The sequence below is a fragment of the Candidatus Pelagibacter sp. genome, from assembly GCF_052049675.1.
Taxonomy (GTDB): Bacteria; Pseudomonadota; Alphaproteobacteria; order Pelagibacterales; family Pelagibacteraceae; genus Pelagibacter.
Genome location: NZ_JBNGZM010000001.1, coordinates 419407 through 435848 on the forward strand (window position 1 = coordinate 419407; position 16442 = coordinate 435848).

General features: G+C 29.2%; 17 protein-coding genes and 1 tRNA gene. 6 read left to right on the plus strand and 12 right to left on the minus strand.

Going from position 1 to position 16442, the window contains the following annotated elements; all coding sequences use genetic code 11:
- The first annotated feature begins 67 nt into the window (after positions 1–67).
- Positions 68–1057 (plus strand): porphobilinogen synthase, encoded by a 990-nt coding sequence (gene hemB / locus ACTT9L_RS02300; protein ID WP_440927747.1) that lies wholly within the window; start codon positions 68–70, stop codon positions 1055–1057.
- On the opposite strand, the gene recO is transcribed toward hemB, so the two are convergent.
- The 10 genes from recO to dapA are packed head-to-tail and all read right to left on the minus strand — an operon-like array spanning position 1058 to position 8386.
- Complete coding sequence (gene recO, locus ACTT9L_RS02305) at positions 1058–1738, minus strand: DNA repair protein RecO (RefSeq protein ID WP_440927748.1); 681 nt, start codon at positions 1736–1738, stop codon at positions 1058–1060. It lies immediately after the preceding gene.
- A complete protein-coding gene (rnc, locus tag ACTT9L_RS02310; RefSeq protein WP_440927749.1) occupies positions 1735–2403 on the minus strand; it encodes a ribonuclease III in 669 nt (222 codons plus the stop codon). The genes recO and rnc overlap by 4 nt, the downstream gene beginning before the upstream one ends.
- Positions 2403–3140 (minus strand): signal peptidase I, encoded by a 738-nt coding sequence (lepB, locus tag ACTT9L_RS02315; RefSeq protein WP_440927750.1) that lies wholly within the window; start codon positions 3138–3140, stop codon positions 2403–2405. Before lepB ends, rnc begins: the two co-directional genes overlap by 1 nt.
- Entirely contained in the window at positions 3137–3523 is a 387-nt protein-coding gene (gene acpS, locus ACTT9L_RS02320; RefSeq protein WP_440927751.1) for a holo-ACP synthase, read from the minus strand. Before acpS ends, lepB begins: the two co-directional genes overlap by 4 nt.
- A complete protein-coding gene (locus tag ACTT9L_RS02325) occupies positions 3524–4243 on the minus strand; it encodes a pyridoxine 5'-phosphate synthase (RefSeq protein ID WP_440927752.1) in 720 nt (239 codons plus the stop codon). It abuts the gene before it with no gap.
- Positions 4240–4827, minus strand: coding sequence for an orotate phosphoribosyltransferase (gene pyrE, locus ACTT9L_RS02330; protein WP_440927753.1), 588 nt, complete (start codon positions 4825–4827; stop codon positions 4240–4242). Before pyrE ends, ACTT9L_RS02325 begins: the two co-directional genes overlap by 4 nt.
- Positions 4784–6529 carry a RelA/SpoT family protein gene (locus ACTT9L_RS02335; protein ID WP_440927754.1) on the minus strand — a complete coding sequence of 582 codons (1746 nt, stop codon included), beginning with the start codon at positions 6527–6529 and terminating at the stop codon, positions 4784–4786. Before ACTT9L_RS02335 ends, pyrE begins: the two co-directional genes overlap by 44 nt.
- A 21-nt stretch (positions 6530–6550) precedes the next feature.
- Positions 6551–7108: a 2-amino-4-hydroxy-6-hydroxymethyldihydropteridine diphosphokinase gene (folK, locus tag ACTT9L_RS02340; protein ID WP_440927755.1), complete on the minus strand. Its 558-nt coding sequence runs from the start codon at positions 7106–7108 to the stop codon at positions 6551–6553.
- A complete protein-coding gene (gene smpB, locus ACTT9L_RS02345) occupies positions 7035–7505 on the minus strand; it encodes an SsrA-binding protein SmpB (protein ID WP_440927756.1) in 471 nt (156 codons plus the stop codon). Before smpB ends, folK begins: the two co-directional genes overlap by 74 nt.
- Positions 7505–8386 (minus strand): 4-hydroxy-tetrahydrodipicolinate synthase, encoded by an 882-nt coding sequence (dapA, locus tag ACTT9L_RS02350; protein WP_440927757.1) that lies wholly within the window; start codon positions 8384–8386, stop codon positions 7505–7507. The genes smpB and dapA overlap by 1 nt, the downstream gene beginning before the upstream one ends.
- A gap of 43 nt (positions 8387–8429) precedes the next feature.
- Between dapA and ACTT9L_RS02355 the strand changes: the two genes are divergently transcribed.
- A complete protein-coding gene (locus ACTT9L_RS02355) occupies positions 8430–10655 on the plus strand; it encodes a lytic transglycosylase domain-containing protein (RefSeq protein WP_440927758.1) in 2226 nt (741 codons plus the stop codon).
- On the opposite strand, the gene ACTT9L_RS02360 is transcribed toward ACTT9L_RS02355, so the two are convergent.
- A tRNA-Ser gene (locus ACTT9L_RS02360) sits at positions 10656–10747 on the minus strand.
- A gap of 67 nt (positions 10748–10814) precedes the next feature.
- Between ACTT9L_RS02360 and ACTT9L_RS02365 the strand changes: the two genes are divergently transcribed.
- The 4 genes from ACTT9L_RS02365 to ACTT9L_RS02380 are packed head-to-tail and all read left to right on the plus strand — an operon-like array spanning position 10815 to position 15906.
- Positions 10815–12068 (plus strand): sarcosine oxidase subunit beta family protein, encoded by a 1254-nt coding sequence (locus tag ACTT9L_RS02365; protein WP_440927759.1) that lies wholly within the window; start codon positions 10815–10817, stop codon positions 12066–12068.
- Entirely contained in the window at positions 12068–12343 is a 276-nt protein-coding gene (locus tag ACTT9L_RS02370; RefSeq protein ID WP_145597818.1) for a sarcosine oxidase subunit delta, read from the plus strand. Before ACTT9L_RS02365 ends, ACTT9L_RS02370 begins: the two co-directional genes overlap by 1 nt.
- Position 12344: 1 nt before the next feature.
- Positions 12345–15350: a sarcosine oxidase subunit alpha family protein gene (locus ACTT9L_RS02375; protein WP_440927760.1), complete on the plus strand. Its 3006-nt coding sequence runs from the start codon at positions 12345–12347 to the stop codon at positions 15348–15350.
- Entirely contained in the window at positions 15343–15906 is a 564-nt protein-coding gene (locus ACTT9L_RS02380) for a sarcosine oxidase subunit gamma (RefSeq protein ID WP_440927761.1), read from the plus strand. Before ACTT9L_RS02375 ends, ACTT9L_RS02380 begins: the two co-directional genes overlap by 8 nt.
- A gap of 2 nt (positions 15907–15908) precedes the next feature.
- Here ACTT9L_RS02380 and ACTT9L_RS02385 read toward each other — a convergent pair whose 3' ends face one another.
- Positions 15909–16436, minus strand: a complete 528-nt coding sequence (locus ACTT9L_RS02385) for a thermonuclease family protein (protein WP_440927762.1) — start codon at positions 16434–16436, stop codon at positions 15909–15911.
- Positions 16437–16442 lie beyond the last annotated feature (6 nt).

Sequence of the window (16442 nt, forward strand, 5' to 3'; positions counted from 1 at the left end):
TGCTTTCTACCCTTTTTTTTGTATATGTGTATATTACATTTGTCGCAATTTAAAAGTAAATTAAAACATGATAATTGGTAAATATCCAAGTCTTAGACTTAGAAGAACTAGAAAAGAATCTTGGTCAAGAAGACTGATTCAGGAAAATTCTTTAAGTCCTAATGACTTTATATTACCTATTTTTTTAATTGAAGGATTAAATAAACGGCAACAAATTCCATCAATGCCAGGTGTATACAGGTATACAATTAATCGATTGAGTCAAATAGTAGACAAAGCAATAAAAAAAAAGATACCGATGATTGCACTTTTTCCAAAAACTCAAAATTCGAAAAAAGATGAATTAGGAACAGAATCACTAAATGAAAAAAATTTAGTTTGCAGAGCAATTCAGGAAATAAAAAAAAGATACAAAAATCAAATAGGTATAATGTGTGACGTAGCATTAGATCCCTACACATCACATGGTCATGACGGTTTAATTAGATCTAACACTATTCTAAACGACGAGACTATAGAGGTACTGATTAATCAATCATTACTTCAGGCAGAGATGGGTTGTGATGTCATTGCCCCATCAGATATGATGGATGGTAGAATAGGAAAAATAAGAAAAGCTTTAGATAAAAATAAATTCCAAAACGTGCAAATATTATCTTATGCCGCAAAATATGCTTCAAGCTTCTATGGACCTTTTAGAGATGCTGTTGGCTCTAAGAGTTCGTTAAAAGGAGACAAAAAAACCTATCAAATGGATTTTAGAAATTCTGATGAAGCTTTAAGAGAAGTTGCATTAGATATTAAAGAGGGAGCTGATATGATAATGGTCAAACCAGGTATGCCATACTTAGATATAATTAAATCGATAAAAGAAAAATTTAAATTACCAGTTTTAGCCTATCAAGTATCAGGCGAATATAGTTTAATTGAAACAGCCATAGCAAAAAAATTAATTGGTAAGGATGCCATATACGAAAGTTTAGTTGCTTTTAAAAGAGCTGGTGCCAACGCTATAGTTAGCTATTATGCTGATAGAATTGATAAAATAATAAAATAATTATTTTAAAGTATTTAAGAATAACAACCTGCTATTTGGATAATTTAAATTATTAGGTCTTAATATAGTTTTATCTAAATAATCACCTACTAATTTCAGACCATTTAATAAAGTACCTAGATCATTAACTTCTATATCTTTTTCAATCAAAAAATTAGGTACATATTTTTTTTCATTTAAAGAGCTAGCATAATACACAGTTTTGTTACCTTCTAAATCTTTTTCAACTAAACTTTCAAGCGCTAAGTCATATCCTAATATTTTAAGTAACTCTAATTCCCAAAATATATATTTTTTTAACCAATCTTTTTCTTTTAAGATTAAAAATAAATTTTGAATTATAAAATAAACTTTATCATTAGATTGAGACTCTGCTGTTAATATTTTAATCAAATTCATTGCAGATGTAATACAATACAACTTTTGTATATGATCAAAATATAATGGAGTATAAGCATTTAAAATTTCGATTTTAAAATAACCTATTCTGTTCTCATTTTTAGAATTGTAATTAACATGGAGCTTGTTGCCGACTTGAAGATAATTTTTAATTTTTTTTGAAGTACCACCAAATATAATTCCAGATATCTTACCTTTGTCTTTTGTAAATAATTCAGCAATTAATGAATTTTCATTATATCTTGTTTTGCTTATTAAAAATCCTTCGTCTGACCAATTCATTTTTTATTTATATTTTTTAAACATTCTATAGCAGCATTTTGTTCAGCTTCTTTCTTTGATTTTCCAGTGGCTATAAAATATTTTGTATTGGGTAATTTTACTCCGACTTTAAATATAGGTTTATGTCTTGGACCTGTATTTGAAATCAATTTATAAGTAGGTAATTTTTTAAAGTTTTTTAAGGTTAGTTCTTGTAACTTTGTTTTTGCATCAATTTCCGTAATTACACTTTTTTCAATATGATCTTTCCATAAGTTTAAAATAGTTTTTTCAACAATTATAAAACCTTTATCAAGATAAATAGCACCAATTAATGCTTCACAGCTATCAGATATAATTTTGTCCTCAATTTTTATTTTTTTATTGTTGGAATTAAATGTTTTAACATAACTAGCTAAATTAATTTTTTTTGCTATATCCAGACAAGTTTTTTTATTAACTAACGATGCAAATTTTTTATCAAGAATACCTTCTTTTTCCCCTGGATAAATTTCTAAAAGTTTTTTTGCTATCACTAAACCAAGAACTCTATCACCCAGAAACTCTACCTTTTCATTATTTTCATTTGGGTTAAAGCTTTTATGTGTAAGAGCTTGGATAAGTAGATCTTTATTTTTAAATTTTATATCAATTTTTCTTTCTAAACTCTGATAGTTAATTTTCATTAATTAATTTTATTAAAGGTTCTTTTAAATCTTATTGACTTATGCCATTTCCAAAATTCAATAAAACTTCCTATTCTTTTATCTGAGGAGAAGAATATAAATTGAGCTTTACCTACTAAATTATCTTTATGTACGTATCCAACGCTTGTTAAGTACCTACTATCTTTAGAACAATCTCTGTTGTCACCTAAAAAAAAATAATGATCTTTTGGTACAGTAAACACATCAGAATTTTGATAGGTATAATCTTTTAAATAAACGGTATGAAATTTTTTACCATTTGAAAGTTTTTCCTCAAATCTGTAAACATCAATACTTTTATCACCGCAGAAAATTGTAGTTTTGTTATTAATTTTAGATTTAAGAATTTCAGAATTATTCAAAAATAAATTAGAGTCTATAAATTGAATTTTATCACCAGGTAGACCAATTAATCTTTTAATATAATCTGTTCGATTATCTGCTGGTGTTTTAAATACTATTACGTCACCTCTTACAGGGCTACTAAACATAATTCTTTTGTTTAATATTGGAGGACTAAAAGGAAATGAGTGCTTGCTATATCCGTAGGTATATTTTGTTACAAATAACCTATCACCCACTAATAAAGTAGGTTCCATGGATGATGATGGAATATAAAATGGTTGAACTAAAAGCGATCTAATTATAACTGCAATTATAAATGCATAAATTAAGGTTTTTATATTTTCTGAAAAAAAATTTTTATCTAATTTCATGATGTTTGAATAATTGCGAATGCTGTTGAATAATTTTTTTCATCTGAAATTGATAAAAAAAATTTAAATTTTTTGATTTTAAAGTTCTTTTGAACGATTTTTGTAATTTTTTTATTTTTAACATAATAAGGCTTTCCCATTTTGTCATTAATAACTTCTATATCTTTAAAATTTAAATTCATACGAAAACCTGTGCCAAGAGCTTTAGAAAATGCCTCTTTTGCAGCAAATCTCTTCGAAAAAAAAGCTACTTTATTGTCTACAGCATTAGACTGTTTCAATTCTTTAAATGAATAAATTCTTTTTTTAAACAAAGGATTTTTAATAGATTTTTGAATTCTTTTATTTTCAACAATATCAACACCAATACCAAGAATTTTCATTTATTTTTTTATAATTTTTTTTAAGTTTTTAATTACTTTTGAAAGTCCATCAAATATTGACTCTCCAATTATAAAATGTCCAATGTTATACTCCTCAATATATATTATTTTTGTTAACATTTTGGTGGTTTTATAGTCTAGACCATGACCGGCATGAACTTCTAAATTTAAACTTGATGCTAATTTTGCACTTTTTTTAATTCTGTTTAATTCACTAGAATAATTTTTTTTTGATTTAACTAGGTTTGCTAGTTTTCCAGTATGTATTTCAATACAATCAACATTTAATTTTTTAGCAAGTCTAATGTCATTTGGAGAAGGGTTAATGAATAAACTTGTTCTTACCTTTGCTTTTTTAAATTTTTTAATTATTTTCCCTAATTTATTAAGATTGTTTCTTATATTTAAACCTCCCTCAGTAGTAATTTCTTTTCTATTTTCTGGAACTAAACAAATAAAATTTGGTTTTATCTTAAGTGCTTTGTTAACAATTTCTTTGTTCATAGAAATCTCAAGGTTTACAAGCACATTTTTTAAACTACATATTTTTTTTGCGTCAACATCATTTATATGTCTTCTATCTTCTCTTAAATGAATTGTGACGGAGTCAGCTCCATAACTAATAACTTTTTTGGCTGCGTAAAATGGATCAGGATGTTTCTCTCCACGAGCGTTTCGTAAAGTTGCAATATGATCTATATTTACACCTAACCTTTTCACTTAATAAATCTGCTTCCTGGAGTTGTTATTGGTATAGATTTAAGTTCTGGTGGTAATTTATTTGCTTTATAAGTTGGAACATCAATTTTTAAATGAGATGTTATTCTAGTTTTTATTTTTAAAGATTGTTTAGTCGATCGATCAATTATAGATGCAAATCCAATTAATTTTGCTTTTGATTTTTTAATCAATTTAACACACTCTAAACTTGATTTTCCTGTAGTGATTACATCTTCTATAATTAATACTCTTACACCTTTTTTAATATTAAAACCTCTTCTGAGAGTAAATTTGCCATTTACCCTTTCGCAAAAAATTGTTTCTTTTTTAAGCAATTTTCCTATTTCATAACCAATAATTACTCCTCCCATTGCAGGAGCTAATATTAAATCAATTTTTTTAAATTTTTTTCTAATTTTATTTGCTAAAGACTTACAAATTTTATCAGCTAAATTTGGAAAACTTAAAAGTTTTGCACACTGTATATATTTTGAAGAATGTAGACCTGAAGATAAAACAAAATGACCTTCTAATAATGCATTAGTTTTTTTTAAAATATTTAAGGATTTTTTGTGTGAAAGCATTTCTTTTTTCTTCGTGTCTGATTATCTTAAATTTTATACTCTTTTGTTTTAGCTCTGCAATAAAATTAGTAAAATTCTTAAGGTTTCTAATGATTAATTTAAATTTAAAATTTATATAATTGGGATTTTTACCAACCATTTCTAAACTAGATATATTTAATTTATGACTTCCAATGAGTGAGCTTATATCTCCTAATTGTCCAGGCTTATCGGGTAATGACATCCATAAGGTAGTATTATATTTTTTTGTTTTTTCTTCTTTTTGCTCTCCTTTATCATGCCAATATCTTCGTATAGCAGCTCTTGCTTTACCGGTTTTAGTTGTTGGTATCCAGTGAAGTGACGGAGAATTGTTTTTAGATGTTATAATATTTACACGATCACCATTTCTTAAAATAGTTTGTAGCTCACTTTTGTTTCCATTAATTTCACAACCAACTGCTGAATTACCAATTTTAGTATGAACAGCATATGCAAAATCAATAGCTGTAGCGTCTTTAGGTAATTTTATTACTGAACCTTTAGGTGTGAAACAAAATACATTTTCTTGAAACATTTGCAGTTTAGTATACTCATATGAGTCTTCAGGATTTTCATTTTTTTCAATAATTTCAACAAGATCTTTTAACCAATCATACTCCTTCCAGCTTAAAGAATTAAATTTTTCAGAAGATTTATACTGCCAATGAGATGCAATACCTCTTTCTGCAAATTCATGCATTTCGTGGGTTCTAATTTGAATTTCTATTGGTTTTTTATTTGAACCAATTACAGAAGTATGAATAGATTTATAACCATTAATTTTCGGAGAAGAAATATAATCTTTAAATTTTCCTGGTATACAATTCCATTTTTTGTGAAAAATACCCAGAGTTTTGTAACAATCGTCTTCGTTGTTCAAAATTATTCTAAATCCAATAATGTCTGTTATTTGTTCAAGTGAAACTCTTTTTTTTTGTACTTTTCTCCAAATTGAAAAAGGTGTTTTTTCTCTACCGTGAATCTCTGCATCGATTTCATTATCATTCAAGATTTCACTTAATTCATACGATTGTTCTTCAAATAAATCTTTTTTATCTAGCTTTATTTCATCAAGTCTTTTTTTTATAAGTTTTCTAGCATCGTTATTTAAAATTTCAAAAGACAAATCTTCAAGTTCATCTCTTATTCTGTGCATTCCCATTCTATCTGCTAATGGAGCATAAATTTCCATGGTTTCTTGAGCTATCCTCTTTCTTTTGTCTTCCTTTGTAATAGCTTTAATGGTTCTCATATTATGAAGTCGATCAGCAATCTTAACTAACAGAACCCTTATGTCTTTAGATGTTGCTAAAATTAATTTTCTAAAATTTTCTACTTTAGAATTTGCTCCAGCTGAATTTTCAAATGCTGAAATTTTTGTGACACCATCAACTAAATCTGCAACCTCATCCCCAAATTCTTGTTTGATGGTTTCATAAGTTGCAAAAGTATCTTCTATAGTGTCATGCAATAGACCTGTTGTAATTGTGGCGCTATCTAATTTTAATTCAGTTAAAATATTTGCAACCTCAATTGGGTGAACTGAATAAGGATCACCCGAAGCTCTTTTTTGACTCTTATGTGCATTAACTGCAAAATTATATGCTTTATCCAACCTCTCAGGATTAAGGAATTTATTATAATTCTTAACCTTATTTATAAGTTCATTTGAATTAAGCATAATTAATATTATATCACTAAATCAAATTTGTTTAATAGATCTAATGTCTCTATCAGGAAGTAGAGAAATCAAGGTTTTAACATCGATTTGTTTATCAGGATGGATCCAATTTTTTTGGATTTCAAATAATGGAAACAATACAAAGCTTCTTTTGTGCATCCTTTTATGAGGCAAATTAATTTTAGCATTTTTTTTTGATACCATTTTATTGAAATCAATTATGTCTAAGTCACATATGCGAGGAGCATTTTTTTTTGCTTTTTTTCTACCTAATTGAGTTTCTACAGTTTTGCATATTTTTAATAATTCTTGAGGACTATAATTACATTTTAATTTTAAAATTATATTTAAGAACTTAGGTTTTCGTGGGTCAGGCCAGGAAGGAGTTTCATAATAACTAGATACCGAGAGAACATCTAAGTTATGTTCTGCCAATAAAAATTTTGCTTTTTCTATATTTCTTTTTCTTATACCTAAATTTGAACCTATTCCTAAAAAAACAATTTTAGCTTGATTTTCTAATATATCTTGCCTTTTCACGATTCCAATCTCTATTTTTTTTTGTTGCTCTTTTATCATATTGCTTTTTCCCTTTTGCAACAGCTAGTTCTATTTTAGCCTTTCCTTTTTTAAAATACATTTTTGTTGGAACTAATGTGAAACCATCTCTTTGCATTTTACCTATCAATTTATTTATCTCTTTTTTATTAAGAAGCAATTTTCTATCATCTGTTGGATTATGATTAGAGTAACTGGCTTGCTTGTATGGAGATATATGTGAATTAATTAAAACAATTTCACCTCCCTTTTCAACAGCATAAGACTCAGCGATATTGACCTTCCCCTCTCTTACTGATTTAATTTCTGATCCCTTTAAGACAATTCCAGCTTCAAAAAGATCTTCAAAAAAATAATTAAAACTAGCTTTTCTATTTAAACAAATGATTTTCAAACCAGGATTGGTTTTTTTGTTCATTAAATTAACTTAGCAGACTGAAGAGCTTTTTTTACAATTTCTTTTGTTGTGTCTGTTACTGTAACAAGTGGTAGTCTTACATTGTCATCACAAAGTCCTAAAAGTTTTGCAGCATATTTTACAGGACTAGGATTGCTCTCAACAAACATCGAGTGATGAACTGGTTGTAATATTTTATCTAATCTTTCTGCTTCTTTCATTTCATTATCCGTGTCTGATTTGGAGAATTTTTGAAAATCTGAACAAAGTTTAGGCGCAATATTAGCTGTTACACTAATAGCACCTATTCCACCACGTTTATTAAATTCAAAAGCATTATCATCATTACCTGTTAATTGAATAAAATCTTTACCCATTTTTTCAAGTGTCTGATCAACTCTATCTAAATCACCTGTTGCATCTTTTACACCGGCTATATTTTTTAATTCATACAGTCTAGCCATTGTATCCACTGACATATCAATCACAGATCTACCAGGAATATTATAAATTATAATTGGAATGCCACACTTGTTATTAATTGCTTTATAATGTTGATACAAACCTTCTTGAGTTGGTTTATTGTAATAGGGTGTAACTATCAAAGCGCCGTTAGCTCCTGCTTTTTCTGCATGTGTGGTTAAAGAAATAGCCTCCTCTGTTGAGTTGGAACCTGTACCAGCAATAACTGGAATTTTTCCATTACTTTCTTTTATACATAAATCTATTACTCTTTGATGCTCATCATGACTTAACGTAGGGGATTCACCTGTTGTACCAGCTGGAACAAGTCCATTGGTACCATTATCAATGTGGAAATGGATTAAATTTATATATGCTTCCTCATCTAGACCATTATTTTTAAATGGTGTAATTAAAGCAACATTTGATCCTTTGAACATAAATACTTATAACATAGTTTAAAGATTCATATACTAAAAGATTATGCTCAAAAAAATATTATTTTTAGGTTTCACTTTATCAATATTAATATTTTCAAATAATCTCTTTGCTGAAATCAATTCAATTATACCATTAAAAAAACCTGTTTTAAGTAAAGAAGAAATTCAAAAGAAAATATCTATAAATATCCTTAAGCCTTTGAAGAAGCCCTCGAAAACCGAAGAAATTAAAATTGAAGAAGTGATTGTTAAAAAAGAGTTGGTTTTAAAAGAACAAAAATTAAGTTTTAAAATACCGAAAAAAAAACCCACAATAGCTGGCTCAAGCGCAGCTAAAAATATTAAGATTTCAAGATATTATAGTAAAAAAGACTTTGGGTTGGCTAAAAAAGCTATTTCGGAAATGCAGAAAAGTAAATGGTTGTCTGCTCTTAAAATAGCAAAAAAAGCTAAAGACAAGTCTATTTATAATTTTATACAATGGAGACATCTTTTAACTTCTGGTAACCAGGCTTCCTTTTACGATTATCAAGTTTTTTTAAATAAAAATTCAGATTATCCTAGAATTGGCAGAGTTAAATATCTTGGTGAACATAAACTATCAACAGAAAGTGTTTCACCTAAAAAAATAATAAATTGGTTTGGAGAAAAAGATCCATTAAGTGGTTATGGAAAAATGATACTTGGAGAAAGTCACATTTTAATTGGAGACAAAAATAAAGGTATTAAACTAATTAAAGAAGGTTGGATAACAGCAGATTTATCTAAAAACGAATTAAAATATTTTAGAAAAAAATATAAAAAATATTTAAATGCAAATGACTATATTAAAAGAGCTGATTATTTAGCTTGGAACGGTGATCGTTGGGATTTACAAAGATTAATAAGATATTTGCCAAAAGATTACGAACTTTTATATAACGCAAGGCATCTTTTAATGAGTAAAGGCTATGGGGTTGACCAAGCCATAGCAAATGTTCCTCAAAAATTTAAGAATGATGCTGGATTAAACTATGATCGATTGAAATGGAGAAGAAAAAAAGGACGTGTAGACTCTTCAGCTGAAATATTGTTGAAAATAAGAAATGATAAAGAGTATTTAGTTAGACCTGATAAATGGTGGAAAGAAAGAGAAATTATCTCAAGAGCATTGCTTTATAAAAAAAAATATGAAATTTCATATAAAATTTCAAGCAATCATGGAATGACTGAAGGATCTGAATATGCGGCTGCTGAATGGATGAGTGGATGGATAGCATTAAGTTTTTTAAACGACCCTTTGACTGCTAAAAATCATTTTAAAAATTTTTATGAAAATGTTAGTTATCCAATAAGTTTATCTAGAGGCGCGTATTGGCTTGGAAGAGCATATGAAAAAATAGGCGAAAGAGACCAATCAAATAATTGGTACAGAGAAGCTACAAAATATCTTACTACTTACTATGGTCAGCTAGCTTTTTTAAAATTAAATCCAAATGGAAAATTTGAGTTAGACAAAGATATGGAAATTGATCCAAAATATAGAATTCAATTTTTTAATAAAGAGCTTGTAAAAATTTCTTATCTTCTAGAAGAATTAAAGAAAGATAAATATACGAAACATATTTTAAGACATTTAGCGAACGACAATATAGCTAAAGGTAGTGAAGTTTTAGCTGCAGAACTAGCTACAAGTATCAACAGATATGATTTTGCTATTCAAGTTTCAAAAATTGCTTCTTACCAAAAAAGATTTCATAATAAATACAATTATCCAATAATTAGCACTCCAAAATATATTAATAAAAGAAAAATTCCAGAAAGTGCTTTGATCTTATCTATAATTAGACAAGAAAGTGAATTTGATTTAGAGGCTAACAGTCGTGCAGGTGCAAAAGGATTAATGCAATTAATGCCCTACACTGCAAAATTAGTTTCAAAACAAGCCAAACTTCCTTATTCAAAATCAAGATTAACCACTGATCCAGAATATAATATTAATTTAGGTTCACATTATATTGCAGGTTTAATTCTACAATATGATGGTGCTTACCCTTTTGCAGTCGCTGCATATAATGCTGGACCTAATAGAGTTAAATATTGGAAAAAAATTAATAAAGATCCACAAAAAAAACAAGTTGATTATGTAGATTGGGTTGAATTAATAAAATTTAGAGAAACAAGAAATTACGTACAGCGTGTAATGGAAAATTATAATGTCTATAGATATATTTTGGAACAACAACCTGTACCTATGAAAAACTTTTTTAAAGATCAGCCTCTATTTTAGTGGCGGAAGAGGAGGGATTCGAACCCTCGGTACAAGTTTCCTCGCACGGTCATTTAGCAAACGACTGGTTTCAGCCTCTCACCCACTCTTCCGTATGACATTGTGTATTAAGCGATTGTATTGAAAATTCAATATATATAAAGTAATTATTCAATTATTATGAGAAATAAGTACTCAGTATTTTCGTTAATCAAAAATGCTCTTTCATATCATGAAAATTGGCAAAGGGCGTGGAAAGATCCTGTTCCTAAAAAAGAGTACGATGCAGTTATTGTTGGTGGTGGTGGCCACGGATTAGCAACAGCCTACTATTTAGCAAAAAAACACAATATGAATAATATTGCTGTAGTCGAGAAAGGTTGGATTGGTGGAGGAAATACTGGACGGAATACTACAATTATTAGATCAAATTATTTATGGGACGCTAGTGCAGGATTATATGATCATGCATTAAAAATTTGGGAAGGTTTGTCTCAAGAAATAAACTATAATGTAATGTTTAGTCAAAGAGGTGTGATGAACCTTGCACATAATTTACAAGATGTTAGAGATTTAAAAAGACGAACACATGCTAATAGACTAAATGGAATTGACGCAGTCTACTTGAGCACAGAAGAAGTTAAAAAATTTTGTCCAATTATAAATACATCGCCAGATATTAGATACCCTGTTTTAGGAGGAACTTTGCAACGTAGAGCTGGTACAGCAAGACACGATGCGGTTGCTTGGGGATATGCTAGAGGAGCTGATGCAATGGGTGTTGATATTATTCAAAATTGTGAAGTTAAAGGAATAAAAAGAAATGGAGATAGTGTTGAAGGAATAGAAACAACAAAAGGATTTATAAAAACTAAGAAAGTTGGTGTAGTTGCAGCTGGTCATTCTAGTGTAATAGCTAATATGGCTGGTCTAAGACTTCCCCTTGAAAGTAAACCTTTACAGGCTTTAGTTTCTGAACCTGTAAAACCAATTATTGATACAGTTGTAATGTCTAACGCAGTGCATGCTTATGTCAGTCAATCTGATAAAGGAGAGCTAGTGATTGGTGCTGGAACAGATGATTATGTTTCTTATACTCAAAAAGGTAGTCATCAAATAGTTGAAGGAACATTAAACGCTATATTAGAATTATATCCAATTTTCAGTAGAATGAGAATGTTAAGACAATGGGGAGGAATAGTAGATATTTGTCCTGACGCTAGTCCAATTTTAAGTAAAACTTCAATTAAAGGATTATACTTTAATTGTGGTTGGGGTACTGGAGGATTTAAAGCAACTCCTGGATCTGGAGATTTGTTTGCACACACTATCGCAAATGATGAACCACACAAACTTAATGCTGCATTTAACTTAAATAGATTTGTAAGCGGAGACCTTGTTGATGAACATGGGGCTGCAGCGGTTGCTCATTAATGTTTTTAATAAACTGTCCATACTGTGGAGAACGAGATCAGCAGGAATTTAAGGCTGGCGGTGAAGCTCATATTGAAAGACCTAAGCAACCAACAGAATTAAGTGATGATGAGTGGGCAGAATATTTATTTATGAGAAAAAATATTAAAGGTGTACAATTTGAAAGATGGAACCATGCACATGGTTGTCGTAAGTGGTTTAATATGGTTAGAGATACTTCTAACGATGAAATAAAAGCAATTTATAAAATGGGTGAAAAACCACCTGCTCAATAAAATGACTAAAAACTTAAGAGTAAAATCTAGCGAGTACATTGATGAAACTAATAGAATTTCCTTTAAATTTAATGGCAAAACTTACCATGGATTTAAAGGCGATACTTTAGCATCAGCATTACTTGCAAATGACGTTCATTTAGTTGGAAGAAGTTTTAAATATCATAGACCAAGAGGAATTATGACATCTGGTTCCGAAGAACCAAATGCCATAGTTCAAGTAAATCCTGGTACCAACAGAACAGAACCTAATGTTAGAGCAACTGAAGTGGAGATTTACGAGGGATTAGAGGCATCTAGTCAAAATTGTTGGCCAAGTGTAGAATTTGATATTGGTGGAATAAATAATTTTCTCTCCCCTTTTTTTCCAGCGGGTTTTTATTATAAAACATTTATGTGGCCTGCCAGTTTCTGGGAGAAATATGAATTTTTCATACGACACTCAGCTGGTTTAGGAAAATCACCAACATCAAGTGATCCTGACATTTATGACCACCGAAATATTCACTGTGATGTATTGGTTGTAGGCGCAGGTATATCTGGAATATTAGCAGCAAAAAATGCAGCTAAAAATAATTTTAAAACGTTGTTAGTTGATGAAAAAAATGAACTTGGTGGTTCAACTATTTTTGAAAATAACGAATTTAACAAAATTGATAATAAAATACCTTCTGAATGGTTAAAAAAAGAAATAGAGGAACTTAAAAATATTAAAAATCTTGAAATAAAAACTAGAACAAGTGTAGCTGCCTATCATCAATATAATTATCTTTTGGCTAGAGAAAATCTAACTGATCATTTAGAGACAAAAAATAAAGCAAATAAAATCAGACAAAGACTTCTTAAAATTAGAGCTAAGAAAGTTATTTTAGCTACAGGTGCATTAGAAAGACCATTGATATTTAATAATAATGATAGACCAGGAATAATGCTTGCATCTGCTATTAAAAAATACAGCGAATTTTATGGAGTTGCATGTGGTAGTAAAAATGTATTTTTTACTAATAATGATAGTGCTTATGAAAGTGCTTTGTCATTATATAACAAAGGTATCAATGTTGAAGCGATCGTTGATATTAGAGACCAATCTGAAAGTAAAATTGTAAAAAAAATTGAAGAAGCAGGTATTAAAATTTACTGGTCACATACAATTGTTGATACAGCTGGATACAAAAGATTAAATAGCGCTTCAATAATGAAACTATCTAATGATGGTACTTCAGTTACTGGAAGTAAAATTTCTATTTCATGTGATTGCATAGGAGTTGCTGGTGGTTGGACGCCTGCAGTACATTTATACACACAATCTGGTAGTAAACTTAAGTTTGATGATGAAAAACAGATTTTCTTACCAAATCAAAATACATCCGAACAAATAAGTGTAGGATCTTGTGGTGGTGATTTTAAAATTGATGAAATCATTAAAAATTTAAATCAAAAGCTTAAAGATAGTCTAAATATTAAAGAAACAGATTTAGATAAAATTAAAGTTGAAATTGATCAGGAAAATTCAAAAAGAAATATTTGGTTGCTACCTTCTGATAAACCTTTGGGTAAAACTAAACCATTTGTAGATTATCAAAACGATGCTACCGCTAAAGATATTAAATTGGCATTAAGAGAAGGTTTTAGATCTATCGAACATGTTAAGAGATACACAACTACTGGAATGGGAACAGATCAAGGTAAACTAGGAAATATGCATGCGTTGGGCATAATTGCAGATACAGCAGGCGTTAAAATGGGAGAATTAGGGACCACTACTTTTAGACCTCCTTACACACCATTAACATTTGGTACTATTGTTGGTCGAAATGTAGGAAAATTTTTTGATATTTTTAGAAGAACACCAATAAATGATTGGCATGTTCAGAATAAAGCTGAATTTGAAAATGTCGGTCAATGGAAGAGAGCATGGTACTACCCTATTAACGGAGAAACTATGCATCAGGCAGTACAAAGAGAAAGTAAAGCTGCTAGAGAAAGTGCTGGTATATTAGATGCCTCTACTCTTGGTAAAATTGATATTCAAGGAAGTGATGCTTCTGAATTTTTAAATAGAGTTTATACAAATGCTTGGTCAAAATTAGCAATAGGGAAATGTAGATATGGCCTAATGCTAAATGAGGATGGTATGGTTTATGATGATGGAGTTACAACAAGATTAGGTGAAAATCATTACCTTATGACCACAACAACTGGTGGTGCTGCTAATGTTTTAGGTAAACTTGAAGATTATCTTCAAACAGAATGGCCTGAGCTTGATGTGTATTTAACATCTGTAACAGATCATTATGCTACGGCGAGTTTATGTGGACCTAATAGTAAAAAAATTATTAAAAAAATAATTCCCGATTTAGATTTATCAGATGAAAGCTTTCCTCACATGTCATTCAAAGAATCGAAAATCGGCAATATTCAATGCAGAATAATGAGAATTAGTTTTACTGGAGAACACAGCTACGAAATAAATATTCAAGCAAGCTACGGAAAAGATTTATGGGAAAAGTGTATAGAGGCAGGTAAAGAGTTTAACATTACACCTTATGGAACTGAGACAATGCACTTATTAAGAGCAGAAAAAGGTTTTATTATTGTTGGTCAAGATACTGACGGAACAATGACCCCTATCGATCTTCAAATGGATTGGATAGTAAGCAAGAAGAAATACGATTTCATAGGTAAAAGATCTCTTTATAGGTCTGATACAATGAAAGAAGATAGAAAACAATTGGTGGGATTATTAACAGAAGATCCAAATGTAATTTTAGAGGAAGGAGCACAAATCGTTTCTGAGTTAAATCAAAGTCCAGTAGAAATGCTTGGACATGTAACTTCAAGTTATTTCAGTCCTAACCTAAACAAATCAATCGCACTTGCAGTAGTTAGAGGTGGAAAAGACATGATGGGAAAACAACTTTTTGTGCCAATGGAAAATAAAAATATTAATGTCACTGTTGCAAATCCTGTTTTTTACGATGAGAAAAATGAGAGGTTAAATGCTTAATTATAATTCAGTTATTAAAAATGAAATAAATCAAGAAAGTGTTTCAGTAAAAGAAATCTCTCAAGTAATGAAAATTAATTTAAGAGGTAAAAGAAGAGAGTTTTTAACAAATATTGGTAAAAATCTTAATATGATCCTACCTACAGAGGCAAACACTTCAACAACTAGTGATAAATTAACAGCAATGTGGCTTAGCCCAGATGAATGGATGATAGTTTCTAACCAGATTGTAAGTAGGGACACTAACAAGTACGAGCTACATGAAATTTTATTTAATAGTATTTCAAAAACAAATTTAGGTGCTGTTACTGATGTAACAGATCAATTTGTTCAATTAGAACTTAAAGGTAAAAATATTTATAAAATTTTTTCGGCAGGATCTCCCTTTAATTTTAATGAATTTAAAGAAAAGAAAGGATCAACAACTCAGACAGTTTTAAATCATATAGATGTGACTCTGCACCATAAAGACGAAAATATTGTAAATCTGTTTGTTAGAAGATCTTTTGCTGAACATCTTTGTTCTTGGATTGAAGACTGTGCTTCAAGATTATAAACTTATTTTTTTCTTCTAAACTCCCATGGCATTTCAAATTTACCTTGCCAAATACCTTTTTTTTCATTTTTAGCATTAATTTCGTTTGGTATATATTTTTTTGAGTATTTTCTATAAGCTACTGCATAACCGTTTGAAACTAGCCAAGAATTCAGATTTATATTTCTTTTATAGCACTCTCCAATTAATCTTTTATATCTGTCAATATCCAAAATTTTACAAGTTATTACTTTTTTATTTATTTTTTTTTGTAATTTTTGAGTTGAAATTTTTCCACATGGATAATCTTTAGTAAAAGTAAAAAAAATTATTGTTAAATACGGTTTTTTACACATTTGCTTTAATTCAGGTGCATCAATTCCATACAATCTTATTTTTTTTGAATTTATTTTTATTGTATCACCATCAATAATTTGAGCATTACCAGAAATTTCTTTTATCTCTTCAGACTTAACATCTTTATATGTGAGAATAAAAAATATCGAACAGATTATAATTAAAATTATCGCTTTCCTTTTTGTAAAAAACATATTTAA